Genomic DNA, 15,189 nt, shown 5'->3' on the forward strand with positions numbered 1-15,189 from the left:
ATGAGTCATAACAGTGAGCTGAGCCCAAATACCAGCGGCGTTACTCCCAAAAAACGTTCAACAAAGACGGTTGAAAGTAAGAGCAAAATAGCACCCGAACCCTGCGAGCCCTGTGATGCCTTACCCGCTTCTTTTACTCGCCATGTTCGCTATGGATTAAGCCGCGGCGAAGGGGCGCGTGGTGAATTATTTCAAGCGCTGGCTCTCAGCGTAAAAGAGCAAATGCTGGATGATTGGCGTGAGACGCGCATCAAAGATAGCTGTTACGACAACAAACAAGTGGCCTATTTGTCACTCGAGTTTTTAATGGGCAGGACACTGGGCAATGCCTTGTTAAACTTAGAGTTAGAGCAAGATAGCCGCGAGGCGTTAAGCCATTACTCTGTTTCACTCGAGGAGATAGAAGAGGCCGAACATGACGCGGGCTTAGGCAATGGTGGCCTTGGGCGGCTTGCAGCTTGTTTTCTCGATAGTTGCGCCAGCATGGACTTATCCGTGACTGGGTATGGCATTCGTTACGAATACGGCATGTTCGCCCAAAAGATAGTTGATGGTTATCAGGTTGAGCGCCCTGATCGCTGGTTACGTGAGGGCAACCCTTGGGAGGTGCGTGTTCCGCACCATAATGTGACGGTAAAGTTCTTTGGTCACACCGAATCCTATGTCGATAAACAAGGGCGCAGGCACATGATTTGGGTCGATACCCAAGATGTGCTCGCTGTTGCCTACGATATGCCTGTTCCTGGCTATCGCAATGGTCGCGTGAATAGCTTAAGACTCTGGAAGGCCGAAGCGACGGATGATTTTGACTTAGCAGAATTTAACCAAGGCGATTACACAGAGGCCGTGGCGCGTAAAAACCTCGCCGAGCAGATCACTATGGTGCTTTACCCCAACGATGCCAGCGAAAACGGTAAGGAGCTGCGGCTGCGTCAGCAATATTTTTTGTCTTCCGCTAGCTTACAGGCAATTTTAAAACGTTGGGTACATCACCATGGCAATGATTTCACTCATTTTGCTGAAAAAAATGTGATGCAATTGAATGACACTCATCCCAGTATTGCGGTCCCCGAGTTAATGCGGCTGCTGGTGGATGAATATGGCCTCGAATGGGATGCCGCTTGGTCGATCACCAGTCAAACCATTGCTTATACCAATCATACGCTGCTACCCGAGGCATTAGAGCGCTGGCCTGTGCGTATGATGGCATTGATGCTGCCGCGTATTTTAGAAATCATCTATGAAATCAACGCCAGATACCTCGATTTAGTTGCCCACCACTGGCCAGGGGATGGTGCCAAACTGGCCAGCATGTCGATTATTCAAGATGGCCCCGATCCACACGTCCGCATGGCCTATTTAGCCATCGTGGCCAGCTTTTCGGTGAACGGTGTCGCTGGATTACATACCCAATTGTTAAAGTCGGGCCTGTTTAAGGATTTTTATAGCCTGTGGCCGCAGAAGTTTAACAATCGCACTAACGGGGTGACGCCAAGGCGTTGGTTAGCCCACTGCAATCCTTCACTCGCCAAACTGTTAACCAACCATTTAGGCAAAGGTTGGGTGACGGACTTAAGCCAACTGACGGCACTCAATGCCTTAACCCAGGACGCCAGCTTTATCCAAAAGTGGCGTGATGTGAAGCAAGCCAACAAGGCGGTGCTGGCCAAGATGATTGCTAAGGAATGTGGCGTCGAGTTTGACCCTTCAATGCTGTTTGATGTGCAGGTCAAGCGGATCCACGAGTACAAGCGTCAGCTACTCAATATTCTGCATGTTATTCATCTTTACCATCAAATCCAGCAGGGGCATACAGAGCATCTGGTGCCACGCTGCGTGCTGATCGGTGGCAAGGCTGCACCCGGTTACTTTATGGCGAAGCTCATCATCAAACTCGCCAGTAATGTTGCCCATATGGTCAATTGCGATCCTGTGGTGGCGCCTTATCTGCGCTTTGCGTTTCTGCCCAATTACAACGTCAGTGCGATGGAAAAAATCTGCCCCGGCACCGATGTCTCCGAACAAATCTCCACCGCGGGTAAGGAGGCCTCTGGCACGGGCAATATGAAGTTTATGATGAACGGGGCACTCACCATAGGCACCTTAGATGGCGCCAATATCGAGATGCTCGAAGAGGTAGGCGAGGATAACTTCTTCCTCTTTGGCCTCAACGCCGATCAAGTGGCCCAAATGCGCTGTGATTACCAACCTCAGCGCATTATCGCCGAGTCCCACGCCTTATCCGAAGTCATGGCCTTACTGAAGAGCGGCCATTTTAACCTACTGGAACCGGGAATTTTCGACCCGATTATCGCCTCGATTGAAAGCGCGGACGACCAGTGGATGACTGCGGCGGATTTCGATAGTTATCGCCTCGCCCAAGAGGCTGTGGCTAAGGCTTATAAAGATCCGAAAAAGTGGACGCAAATGAGCATTCGCAACACGGCGGCCAGTGGTCGCTTCTCCAGTGATGTGACGATTGCAGGCTATCGGGATGAAATTTGGAAACTGTAAGGGAGTCGTTAATGAGCGAAGGAATACGCAGTTGTATGCAATGCTGCGGCCTTAGGGCGGCAGGGAAGAGTGGTTGTGAAGCAATCGGCACTGATGTGCTATTTGGGGAGTAGAGCCTATGTCTAATGTACGTTATATCAGTAATTTAACTCGTGAAACCTATGCATTGATTCTGGCTGGTGGCCGAGGCTCGCGTTTACATGAACTCACCGACTGGCGCGCTAAACCCGCGCTGTATTTCGGGGGCAAGTTTAGGATCATCGATTTTCCGCTGTCGAATTGCATCAACTCGGGGATCCGCCGTGTTGGGGTGGTGACCCAATATAAGTCGCACTCGTTAATTCGCCACGTGATGCGCGGTTGGGGCCACTTTAAAAAGGAATTAGGTGAGTCGGTGGAAATTCTGCCCGCCTCACAACGTTACTCTGAGAATTGGTATCAAGGCACGGCCGATGCGGTATTCCAAAATATCGACATCATCCGCCATGAGTTGCCTAAGTACGTGATGGTGCTCTCGGGTGACCATGTGTATCGCATGGATTATGCTGGCTTACTGGCCGCCCATGCCGAATCCGGCGCCGATATGACAGTCTCCTGCCTTGAGGTGCCCGTGGCCGAAGCCGCGGGCGCATTTGGGGTGATGGAAGTCGATGACGAGATGCGCATCCTAGGCTTTGAAGAAAAACCTAAATACCCTAAACATTCCCCAGGCAATCCAGAGAAGTGCCTCGCCTCGATGGGCAACTATGTGTTTAACACTGAGTTTTTGTTCGAACAGTTGAAGAAAGACGCGCAAAACGCCAATTCCGATCGGGATTTTGGCAAAGACATTATTCCCTCGATCATCGAAAAACATAAAGTGTTTGCCTATCCCTTTAAGAGCGCCTTCCCGAATGAGCAAGCCTATTGGCGCGATGTGGGCACCTTGGATTCTTTTTGGCAGGCCAATATGGAATTGCTATCGCCCACGCCTGCCTTAAACCTCTACGATGCCAAATGGCCGATTTGGACTTATCAGGAGCAATTACCTCCCGCTAAATTTGTGTTCGACGATGACGATAGACGCGGCATGGCGGTGGATTCGATTATTTCCGGCGGCTGCATTATCTCGGGCGCGACCGTGCGTCGCAGCGTGCTGTTTAACGAGGTGCGGGTTTGTTCTTACTCAGTGGTTGAGGATTCAGTCGTGCTGCCCGATGTGGTGGTGCTGCGCCACTGCAAGATTAAAAACGCCATCATCGATAGGGGTTGTATTATCCCCGAAGGCACAGTGATCGGTTATAACCACGACCATGACAGGGCAAAAGGCTTTAGGGTGTCCGAGAAAGGCATTACCTTAGTCACCCGCGATATGTTAGGGCTGCCGGTGGGCTACGAGTAAGGTAAACCCATTAATTAGCTTGAATATTAACCCTGTTGGAGTATGAAGTTAGGTGAAACGCATATTAATGGTCGCGGCGGAAAATGGGGCGCTGAAAGGGGCGAAAGTGGGCGGCATGGCGGATGTGATCCGTGACTTGCCCCAAGCGCTGGCGGGGGTTGAGATCCAAGCTGATGTCATTATGCCAAGCTACGGATTTTTAACGGGCTTTGACGCCAAACTTATCCATGAGTTTGAGGTGAGTTTTGCCGGGCGACAGGAGCCGATTAAGTTGTATTGGCTGGCGCACCCCAAGGTGCTGGGCGCCAATATTTACTTGCTCGAGCATGGGCTCTGGCAATCGAGCCCCGGGCAGATTTATAGCCAAGGCACAAGTGATCGCCCCTTTGCCGATGATGCGACTAAGTTTGCGCTGTTGTGTGCAAGCGTAGCCAAGACCTTAGTGGCAGGGCTTGTGCCTATGCCTGAGCTTTTACATCTGCATGACTGGCACACGGGATGTTTAGCCATGCTGCGAGCGCTGGCGCCTGAGTATCAAGCGTTAAAAAGCATAGAATGTGTGTTTTCGATTCATAATCTTGCCCTGCAGGGCATTAGGCCGCTGAGCCATGATACGTCAAGCTTTGCGGCTTGGTTTCCTCACTTATTTGCCCAGTTGGATGAGGGCCAACGCGCCCAGAATATCGACCCCCGTTATCCCCATTGCATTAATCCGATGCGGATGGGGATTAGGCTGGCGGATAGGGTGCATTTAGTCTCACCTACCTACGCGAAGGAAGTCTTGCTTCCCTCTCGCCCAGAGTTGGGCTTTTTCGGTGGAGAAGGGCTTGAGGCCGATTTGCAACATAAAGCTGATCAAGGTCGAGTACTGGGGATTTTAAACGGTTGCGAATACCCAGAGGCTTTAGCTCAAACCTCCCTCGAACGTATGGAATTAACGGATTTTACGAAGCTACTGAGTTGCATCGAGTCAGCTTTAGCCCAGTGGCAGGGTGGGCGAACTCAGGTGAGTGGCGTCGATATGATTGCTTTTACGCGGCTGCAAGCCCTGTGGCGCCAAGCCTCTGTGGGGGAGTTCCCGAACTTTCTGTTGACGTCTGTTGGTCGGCTTACCGATCAAAAAGTATTGATCCTGCGCCATATTTTACCTTCTGGCTTATCGGTATTAGAGACATTACTGCAACAGTTGCAGCTGACGCAGCCCAAGGCGCTATTTGTGCTGCTTGGCAGCGGCGACCCAGAGATAGGGCTGTTTTTTCAAACCCTTGCGGCTAAGTATGCCCATTTTGTATTTCTGCAGGGATACCATGAGGAACTCTCCCAGTGTCTTTATCAAGTGGGTGATTTGTTCCTGATGCCGAGTTCTTTTGAGCCCTGTGGTATTAGCCAAATGCTCGCCATGCGTAGCGGTCAGCCTTGCTTAGTACATGGCGTGGGCGGATTAAGGGATACGGTCGAGGACAATATCGATGGTTTTGTGTTTTATGGCGAAGATATCAAAAGCCAGGGCGAGGCTATGCTGGCAAAGCTGGCTGAAGCACTCGATAAATTTAATACGCGTGATTGGACGCAATTAAAACGCAAGGCGAAAGCGCGGCGCTTCGATTGGCATAGCATCGCCTTTGATTACAAGAAACAACTTTACAACATTTTGTGAATTACCCCATGTAATTAGATCATGATTTGTAAGCAATTCTGCTACACTTTTGGGGGAGAGTTTTCGTAAGATAGACCATTTCCTCATTTTTGGAGTTGCTTCCACATCCATGGATAAAAGCATTTTCTTACCCTTAGTACAAAATGCAGCGTTACTGCTCGCCTTAGTGTTTTTGTACGATGCGATTCCTAAAAAGCATCAGCGGCAGTATTTTTTACTATGGCGGCTGGGGATTGGCTTATTTATCGGTGGCATTGGTGTCGCGATTATGAGCACCCCATGGATGTACGAACCCGGTATTATCTTCGATACCCGCTCTGTACTCTTGTGTGTTTCGGGCCTGTTTTTTGGTGGTTTGCCGACGGCGATTGCCGTTGTTATCACTTCGCTGTACCGACTCAGTATTGGCGGTGTCGCCATGTGGGTTGGCGTTGGCGTAATTATCAGTTCCGGTCTTATCGGTGTGATATGGCGGCATTATCGTAAGTCCTATCTTGCCAATATTTCCGGTAAAGAAGTCTTTGGTTTTGCTTTTTTAGTGCATTTAGTGATGTTGTCATGGTTTTTTCTGCTGCCTAACCAGCTTGCATTGCCCGTATTGTCGAAAATCGCCTTACCAATATTATTGATTTATCCCCTTGCTACCTGGCTGCTAAGTCTTTTGCTATCTCGCCGTTTTGAGCTAGAGCGGGACGAGCAAATTCGCCTGCAAGATGATTTTTTATTCCGCAGCCAATTTAACGTCGGCAATATTGGGATTGCCATTACTGGCGTCGATCAAAAGTGGATCAAGGTGAATCCAAGGTTATGCCAGATGCTTAAATACTCAGAGGATGAGTTGCTGCATATGACTTGGAAGCAGCTTACTCACCCCGGTGATGTTGAAGCTGATCTATTAAAGTTTGAGCTAATGCTTGAAGGCAAAATCGATAATTACGAATTAGATAAACGCTTTATTGCCAAGGATAACTCGATTGTTTACACCCATATGACAGTAGCCTGTAAGCGCGCAAATCATCAGGTATTATTAGTGATTGCAGGCTTTTTGGATGTCACGGCGCAAACATTAGCTGACATGGAGGTGCTCGCCAGTCGTGAGCAACTTGAGTTGGTATTGAGCAGTAGCGATCTTGGGGTATGGGACTGGGATATTCGTAATGACCATATCGAGCGAAATGCCCGCAGTGCCGATATTTTAGGTTGCGATATCGATATGCTCAATGCCAATAGTCGCCAATGGATGGACTCGATAGTGGCTGAGGATAGGCCCAAAGTATTGCATTCTATCGAGGCCCATATTCGTGGCGAAACGCCGCAACATAAGATGGAATATCGCTTAAAAACCCTTAACCGCGACATCCGCTGGATTTTAGATACCGGTAAAGTGGTGAGCCGTGATGCCAATAACAATGCGCTCAGAATGTGCGGTACTTATACCGATATCACCGATGCTAAGTTGATTGAAGAGTCTTTAAAACTCTCTGCGTTAGTTTATAACAATAGCTCCGAAGCCATGAGTGTACTCGATGAAAACGGAGTGATTATTACCGTAAACGCCGCATTTACCGATATCACTGGCTATAGCGAGTCTGAAATTCGTGGACAGCATATTCGTATGATGTATTGCGACCTTAATGGTCACGATTTTTATCAGCGCATGAATAATGACATTCGCGAAAAAGGCGAGTGGCAGGGTGAAATGCGCCAACGGCGTAAGAATAATGAAGAGTATGTCATTTGGCTAACCATTAATACGATTAATAATGCCGAGGGTTTGCCTTATCGTCGTGTTGCGCTTTTTTCTGATATTACCGATAAAAAACAAAGTGAACATTTAATCTGGAAACAAGCCAACTACGATACCTTGACTGGCCTGCCTAATCGACGCATGTTGCTCGAATATTTAAGTGCCGAAATCAAGAATGCCGACCGTAATCGCAATCACTTTGCGCTGATGTTCCTCGATCTCGATTACTTTAAAGAGGTTAACGATACCTTAGGTCACGCCATGGGGGATCAATTACTGATAGAAACCGCCAGTCGCTTAAAATCCTGTGTGCGGGATGCCGATGTAGTGGCGCGACTTGGCGGTGATGAGTTTACCGTAGTATTAAGTGCTATGGCTGATCATAAGGGGATTGAGCGAGTTGCCGAACATATTTTAAGGCGTATTGCCGAGCCCTATCTGCTCGGTGAAGAAACTGCTTATATTAGCGCCAGTATTGGTATCACGCTTTACCCCGATGATTCGACCAGTATTGAAGGTTTACTTAAACATGCGGATCAGGCTATGTATGCGGCAAAAGATCAAGGCCGCAATCGGTTTAACTATTTCACGCCTTCGATGCAGGAATACGCTAAGTACCGCATGCGATTAATTCACGATCTCCGTCAAGCCGTGCTGAATAAAGAATTTGAACTGCATTATCAACCGATAGTAGCGATGGCGACTGGTGAAGTGGCTAAGGCAGAAGCCTTATTGCGCTGGTTCCATCCGGAGCGCGGCTCTGTATCGCCAGCAGAATTTATTCCCGTTGCTGAAGATACAGGGCTGATTGTTGAAATCGGTAACTGGGTATTTGAACAAGCAGCACGCCAAAGCGCCCAGTGGCGCAAGACGTTGGGCGTGGAAATTCAGATCAGTGTTAACAAATCGCCTATACAGTTCCGTGACGAGGGCACACTGTTACACAATTGGCTTGAATTACTGCAGCAGTTAGATGTCACTGGTACTGGCGTTTGTGTGGAAATTACCGAGGGGCTATTGCTTGATGCTAGCATGGGCGTGACCGAAAAATTGTTAGCCTATCGGGATGCGGGCGTGCAAGTTTCCTTAGATGACTTTGGTACCGGGTATTCATCACTGGCCTATTTGAAGAAATTCGATATCGACTATTTGAAAATAGATCAATCATTTACCCGTCATATTGATACGGATGAAAATGACCACACCTTGTGTGAAGCCATCATTGTGATGGCCCATAAATTGGGCATGAAAGTCATCGCCGAAGGGGTTGAAACCGAGGCACAGCGGCAGGTGTTGCTCAATGCAGGCTGCGACTATGGCCAAGGTTATTTATTCTCTAAACCCGTCAGTGCCAGTGAGTTTGCCAGCAAGTATTTGCTGACATAAACACCTAGGCGAGAAAGGTTTATCAGGCGTGCGACGTTTTGCCTATAAATCCGCCGCGAATTTTGCTAGACTCCGCGGCCCCATTTAAGGGCATGATGCAGAAAATTAATAATGTTGAAGAGTACAATAAGTCATCTCTTCGATTCGTCACTTTTTTGCTGCGCATTGAGCAATTCCACCGACTAACACCTAAGAGTTCCTATGAAATTTGACACACTCGGCTTATCTTCACCTATTTTTAATGCGATAACTGAGTGTGGCTATCAGCAACTCACTCAAGTGCAACAACAGGTTATTCCTCTCGCCTTAACGGGGAAGGATATTATGGCCTGTGCTCAGACTGGAACAGGTAAAACCGCTTCCTTCGCCTTGCCCGTGCTTGAGCAACTTGCTGCCCAGCCTGCCGATAAACCCTTGCTGCGCGCCTTAGTGATGACGCCAACCCGTGAGTTGGCAATTCAAGTTTGTGCGAATATTCAAAAATATAGCCAGTTTTTGCCCCTTAAAACCTTAGCGGTTTATGGCGGTGCGAATATGAATCCGCAGCGTAAAGGCGTCGAGCAGGGCGTCGATATCCTCGTCGCAACGCCAGGGCGACTATTCGATATTATTGGTCAGTTCAATTTAGACCTGTCCAGTGTAACGACCTTAGTGGTCGACGAAGCGGATCGTATGCTCGATTTAGGCTTTGTACGCGACATTGAAAAGGTGAAGCGCCTTATTGCCCCAGTACATCAAACGATGTTGTTTTCAGCCACCTATAGCGATGCGGTGAAGCAACTCTCCCATAAGATGCTCAATCAACCTGAATGGGTTAATGTTGCCGAAAATACCACGGCATCGACCGTAGAACAGCTAGTGTATCGGGTCGATAAGCGCCGCAAAGCAGAGTTATTATCTGAGCTGGTGGGGCGCAATAATTGGCGCCAAGTGTTGGTGTTCGCCAGTACTAAGGAATGCGCTGAGCATTTATTGCAGGAGTTAACACTCGATGGGATCAGCGCGGGCGTGTTTCATGGGGATAAAACCCAAGGGGCGCGTAATCGTGTGCTCGATGATTTTAAAGCCGGAAAACTGCGCGTGTTGGTGGCAACCGATGTGGCGGCCCGCGGGCTTGATATTCAGGCGCTGCCCTTAGTGATAAACCTAGAGTTGCCTTTCCTCGCGGAAGATTATGTCCATCGTATTGGCCGCACTGGTCGTGCGGGCCTGTCAGGTCGAGCGATTTCATTTGTCAGCCCAGCAGATGATGAAATGCTCGCAGAAATTGAAGCTTTAATTGGTCAGCAACTCCCTGTCACCGTGCAGCCTGGTTACGAGGAGGGCACGCCACTGCCTGCACGTTACCGCGATGCTCCCGCGGCAACCACTAAAACTAAATGGAGTTATAAAGCACCAAAAGATCGCACTATTGGCAAAGTCAGTGCTGCTGGAAAGTCGAGTGAGAGCCAAGCTAGAGCAAGAAAATCTCCTACCCGCGAGGGTAAGTATTCAAAAGATAAGGCGAAATTTAGCCCATTTCAAACTCAGCGTTCTGGTGGAAAGCCGCAGGGCGGCAATAAAGTAAAATAGTGCAGTACGCAGCGCGCCCAAGGCGCGCTTTTTGTTGAGCTTTAACTAGAATATCCCTACACTCGAATGCCCCTAAACGTTGCCCGTTACCCTGCGAGTGTTGTCCATGATCGTCAAAGCCATTCCCACCAATATCATCACAGGTTTTTTAGGTGTCGGTAAAACAACGCTTATAAAACAACTTTTGAAGACTAAACCTGAGGGCGAAACTTGGGCGATATTAGTCAATGAATTTGGTGAAGTCGGTATCGATGCGGGCCTCTTAGAGGCAAACAACAGTGGGGTGCAGATTCGTGAAGTTGCGGGGGGCTGCATGTGCTGCGCGGCGGGCGTACCCACGCAAGTGGCAATCAATCAACTGATCGCCCGTGCTAAGCCTGATCGCTTGCTGATTGAACCTACGGGACTTGGGCACCCTAATGAAATTATTAAAGTCCTCAGTGCGCCCCATTATCAACATGTTATCCGCCTTCAAAGCACTTTATGCCTAATCGATGCCCGTAAATTAATGGATGAACGCTACCGCGGACATGATAATTTTGTGCAGCAGTTGCAAGTAGCCGATGTGATTGTTGCGACCAAAACCGATTTATATCCTGAGTTTGAGGTATTGCAGGGCAGGCAATTAGCTCAGGAATTAACTCATTATCTCAATGCCTTACAACTCGATAATACGCCAGTGGTGGAGCATAGTTTGCCTCAAGGCTTATCGGCTCAATTACTTGAGCTCCTTAAGCAACCCCGCCGTGATTTACCTAAACCGGCCATTAACCTAGCCGCTAGCATTAACGCATCGAGCCAATCTCGGAGTGTGTTGCGTAACACTGCCGACACTTTGGGTTTGCAGGGGCTGTTTACCGAGGAGGCAAGCGAGCTGGTCTACCAGTTTGATGCGCGTGGCATAGTACGTAAGCAAAATCAGGGGGAGGGCTGTTTTAGCTGCGGCTGGGTATTTGAACCTATGCAAGAGTTTGATTTTGATAAATTAATGCAATTTATTACCCTCCAGACCCAAACAAGTCCTACTTTACTGCGTTTAAAAGCGGTGATGATTACCAGCGATGGTATTGCAGGGATCAATTGGAGCAGTGGGGATATGACTGTCACTGAACTTGATGATTGTGTTGATTCTCGGCTCGAAATGATTGCAACCCAAGAGCTGGATTGGGACCACATTGAACTGGCCTTAATGGAATGTTTAGCCGGTTAATTGAAGGGGATTAATCGGTGAGCATTGAGGTGGGAATGGTAACGCCACGTATTTTTGCCAGTGTAGCCAATTCGCCTGTCTCAACCATATGTTGCATAAATAGATCGAAACGTTGTTGAAGTGGTTGAAATTTTACGTCTTTTGGAAAGGCCATAAAGCCATCTTGGATATCAATTCTTGGCATTATAGGTGTGATTGCCTGTGGAATTTTGATTTGTGCGAGCACCGCTTGAGTATTGCGTATGTTGGTGGCAAGCAAATCGAGATCGCCACGGGATAAGCGTTCAATACCACTTTTGAGATCTGCAAATTCATTAATTGTGAGCGTTTTGGTGCGTTCGTTAAACAAATAGCCGTAACTCCAGCCTTGCATTTTGCCAATTCTTAATCCATGGATACTGGCATAACTACCATCCCAAGGCGTGGGATGATTGACTCTGGCATAAAAAACGATTTCATCGCGATAAAAGGGTTGGGCCGAGAAGGCTAAGTGCTTTTGCCGTTCTTCCGAAAAATAGGGGCCAATTAAAATATCTGCTTGGCCGCGCTCGACCATAGATTGCGCTCGGCGCCAAGGCGCTATTTGATAATGAATGGTCACTTTTTGTTGCTGGGCAAAACGATTGAGTATATCTACCCCTAAACCGATGTATTCGCCGTTCGGTTTTTGTTCAAAAATTTGGCTAAAACGAGTCCCCACCGCAAAGAGTTCCTCTGCTTTTATAGGGGCGACTAAGCAAATGAGGGTGAGCAAAACTAACCTTCGCAAGGTGTTCTTTAATGCCATTTCATTCCTGTGATGGTTGCTTCATTCCAAGTGGAATGTGGTGCAAGTAAGGGGAGTTTGTTAAATAAATCGTTACGTACTTTGAATATCAGCAAATTGTACACTGATTTAGATCCCTATCTGCACGTACCTGTCATTAATGCGGATAACCGTGCCTCAATAACCGGAAGATAACTAAATAAAAAGATTGGTAATTTTATAATATAAATCCTTAACCATATTTGTTTCAAATTGTATCCTTTGTGGTTGGTGTGATGGCGGAAGACTTATATTATTCAGGCAAGCTCAAGCAAACTGGGTTATGCTGCGCCGCCAATGCGTATTTTGATTAAAAGAGAACCCATGAAGTTACAGCAAATTGATAAATCCCTTTATCGTAGCAATATGAACCTGTTTATGGTGGCCTTAGTGTTGGCCTTGATCGTTTGCTCCCTTGGCTTTGGGGCTGGATTAATTGCGCTCTTTGGCGTTGAGGCTTTACCCGGTGAGCCTACAGGAAATTTCCACTGGAATTTACTCGGGGTGATTTTGGCGGTATTACTTTGTAGTGCCATTGTCTATCAGCTAAAAACTCAGCCCTTTTTTAAAGAGATTTATTATGTGTGGCAGTTAAAGCAACTGCAAAATCGCATTTATCGCAAGCTGGCTAAAGTCAAAGCAGCAGCTGCGGGTAATGATATAAATGCGTTGATTACATTGCTGTTTTACTTCACCAGTTTACGCCAAGTGTATTTGCTGGATGATAATACCTTGACCTTATCAGCGGTTGATAAGGAGCTTGCACAGTTACAGGCACAATGTGACGTTTTAGGATTAGCGCTATCGGCTGAACAATTTGAGGTCGAACTGTTAGCGGGTTTTTAAGGCTAGATTTAATGACTAGATTTAATGACTTAGTCGCGTATCAAGGCCGTTAAATAAAAAGTGAGTGCATGCACACTCACTTTTTAATTGGAATTAATTAGCGGCTTAGATAACGTAGTTAAGGTATTAGTTCGCTGCCTGCTGCGCACGTTGCAGCGTCAGTAACCACTTACCATAGAAATAAATACCCACCGCCGAAATAGTACCAATCGCCGCAATAATATACCAAGCCATACCAATATTGTGGCTGTGGTAGAGCAGCTGAGTGAGGTCATGGGCGTTTTCGCCAGTAAAGCTGACTAAGGTGGTAAAAGCTTCACCCTGCGGAATGGCATTCACATCCGTTGCGCTCATGCCGCGCTCGAGTAATAAGTCGCGTGAGAACAACTCTTTCGAGGCGAAAATCTCATAGAGTTTTGGGCCAAAATAACCTTCTAAGCCCCAACCAATCCCTTGAGGTAGCATCACAAAGCCAAGGTACATGGCTTTTTTACCTTCGGGGGCAATGTTACCCATAAATTCGTTTTTCTTTGGGCTAATCATCATTTCGCCAATCGAGAACATGACGATGGCGAGCACAATAAACCAAGCCGCATGGAAGGCACCGATAAACACAAAGGCTAAAATACTGAGTAAACAGCCGATCAACATGGCAGTAGTTATGCGGTATTTGGCGGTCAGGGCGGCAATTAAAAAGCAGCTGGTCATAATCAAGCCGGCGTTGAGGTTAAGCATGCCCTCAGGCATCACTTTCGTGCCTTCATTATTTAATCCGAGCCAGAATTGTAAAATACCGTTGCTGGTGCCTTCACTACCAAAGAGCGAAGTGACAATCACACTGGTATCGACCCACTCGGAAATATGAATCGGTAGTACATCAAACAGCGCATTAAACAAGAACCAAAAACCTGAAAATACCAGCATGTAATAGATCACAATTGGCTTTTTAAGCTCATGCCAAGCGTCGCGCCATAGGGACTCTTGTTTGACTTCACCTGATTTAATTTGCTGATTACGGATGAGGCGCTCGGCCTTTCCTGGCTCGGTATATGTCAATAAAAACAGGAAGTTTAGCGAGATAATTGCAGCGCAGGCATAAAACACATTATCCCAAGAAAGCTGGCGCATATGCACGGCAACGAGTGGCCCTAAAAATCCACCGATATTCACGACTTGGTAAAATATCCCCCAAGCCATGGAGGTGTTATTGCGATTGGTGGAGAGCACTAAGGTGCCTTGAATACCGGGTTTAAAGATACCCGTGCCGATGGCGAGTAGCAGTGCCCCCGATAAAAAGCCCCAAAAGGTAGGGAAGAACGCCATAGTCAGGTAGCCCATGATTTTAATCACGGTCGAGCCGAAAATGGTTTCCTTGTAGCCGACCCGGTCGGAAATCCCGCCAGTAAAGACGGGTACAAATGTTTGCATAATCGCCCAGAGCGAAATAATAATGCCATAGTCGCTGAGGCTGATCCCCAGACCGCCAGCCGATTCAGGCGCTTTGGCGTATAAGCCCGCACTGGCTTTGACACCGTAATAGGCAATACGCTCGACCAACTCCATGCCGCCCACTAACCAAAAAATATAACTTAGGCTAGTGATGGAGGCCCACATACCTAATTGTTTGACTTCGCGCAGATCATTCTCTGCATTTGGACTATTGTGACTCATGTCCTTCCCTTTATTATTGTTATTGACTTTAATTTCACTAATTCATTATTAATTAAATGGTTAGCTAAATTGCAGAGACAAATAATGCCTCGATAATTAACTCATTTCGGGCAATATAAACCTACACTTTACCTAATTAAGGGGTAAATACCAAAAAAGTAGTGAAAAATGATGAGTTTCGCCACATCTGTTATTGAGTAGTGTTTTATTTGTCGTGATGGGTTGGTAAAAGTGTGCCATCAGTAAGATATTGTGTAGATTAGTTTTTGTTATAAATTTATCCTGCTAATCGGGTTTGGTATTAAAGTAAAATTTAGGTACAATCCATTGCCGCATTTTTGTTCATCATTCTATTTATCTAAGTGAATACCGCTAGAACAATCTGAGTGCGCACCCTGCC

9 protein-coding genes are annotated in these 15,189 nt (G+C 47.3%); 7 read left to right on the top strand and 2 right to left on the bottom strand.

From position 1 onward, the window contains the following. From HG547_RS03505 to HG547_RS03530, 6 genes are all read left to right on the top strand, one after another. The gene (locus HG547_RS03505) at window positions 1–2,514 is read left to right on the top strand and encodes a glycogen/starch/alpha-glucan phosphorylase (protein WP_169547019.1); all 2,514 of its coding nucleotides are present in this window, start codon (window positions 1–3) and stop codon (window positions 2,512–2,514) included. Between the two features lie 118 nt (window positions 2,515–2,632). Further along, on the top strand, window positions 2,633–3,895 hold the full coding sequence (glgC, locus tag HG547_RS03510) for a glucose-1-phosphate adenylyltransferase (RefSeq protein WP_047535906.1): 1,263 nt from the start codon (window positions 2,633–2,635) through the stop codon (window positions 3,893–3,895). A gap of 67 nt (window positions 3,896–3,962) precedes the next feature. After that, window positions 3,963–5,552: a glycogen/starch synthase gene (locus HG547_RS03515; protein WP_169547041.1), complete on the top strand. Its 1,590-nt coding sequence runs from the start codon at window positions 3,963–3,965 to the stop codon at window positions 5,550–5,552. A gap of 109 nt (window positions 5,553–5,661) precedes the next feature. Then, window positions 5,662–8,685: an EAL domain-containing protein gene (locus HG547_RS03520; RefSeq protein WP_169547020.1), complete on the top strand. Its 3,024-nt coding sequence runs from the start codon at window positions 5,662–5,664 to the stop codon at window positions 8,683–8,685. Between the two features lie 201 nt (window positions 8,686–8,886). Continuing rightward, window positions 8,887–10,257 carry a DEAD/DEAH box helicase gene (locus tag HG547_RS03525; protein WP_169547021.1) on the top strand — a complete coding sequence of 457 codons (1,371 nt, stop codon included), beginning with the start codon at window positions 8,887–8,889 and terminating at the stop codon, window positions 10,255–10,257. A 106-nt stretch (window positions 10,258–10,363) separates the two neighbouring features. Further along, entirely contained in the window at window positions 10,364–11,467 is a 1,104-nt protein-coding gene (locus HG547_RS03530) for a GTP-binding protein (protein ID WP_169547022.1), read from the top strand. Between the two features lie 10 nt (window positions 11,468–11,477). Here HG547_RS03530 and HG547_RS03535 read toward each other — a convergent pair whose 3' ends face one another. Further along, window positions 11,478–12,254, bottom strand: coding sequence for a transporter substrate-binding domain-containing protein (locus HG547_RS03535; RefSeq protein ID WP_037416042.1), 777 nt, complete (start codon window positions 12,252–12,254; stop codon window positions 11,478–11,480). A 342-nt stretch (window positions 12,255–12,596) separates the two neighbouring features. On the opposite strand from HG547_RS03535, the gene HG547_RS03540 reads away from it, so the two are divergent. Next, complete coding sequence (locus tag HG547_RS03540) at window positions 12,597–13,118, top strand: DUF3087 domain-containing protein (RefSeq protein WP_169547023.1); 522 nt, start codon at window positions 12,597–12,599, stop codon at window positions 13,116–13,118. A 126-nt stretch (window positions 13,119–13,244) separates the two neighbouring features. On the opposite strand, the gene HG547_RS03545 is transcribed toward HG547_RS03540, so the two are convergent. Then, entirely contained in the window at window positions 13,245–14,789 is a 1,545-nt protein-coding gene (locus HG547_RS03545; protein WP_169547024.1) for an MFS transporter, read from the bottom strand. Between the last annotated feature and the right edge of the window lie 400 nt (window positions 14,790–15,189).

This window comes from Shewanella sp. DNRA4, from assembly GCF_012843185.1.
GTDB classification, from domain to species: domain Bacteria; phylum Pseudomonadota; class Gammaproteobacteria; order Enterobacterales; family Shewanellaceae; genus Shewanella; species Shewanella xiamenensis.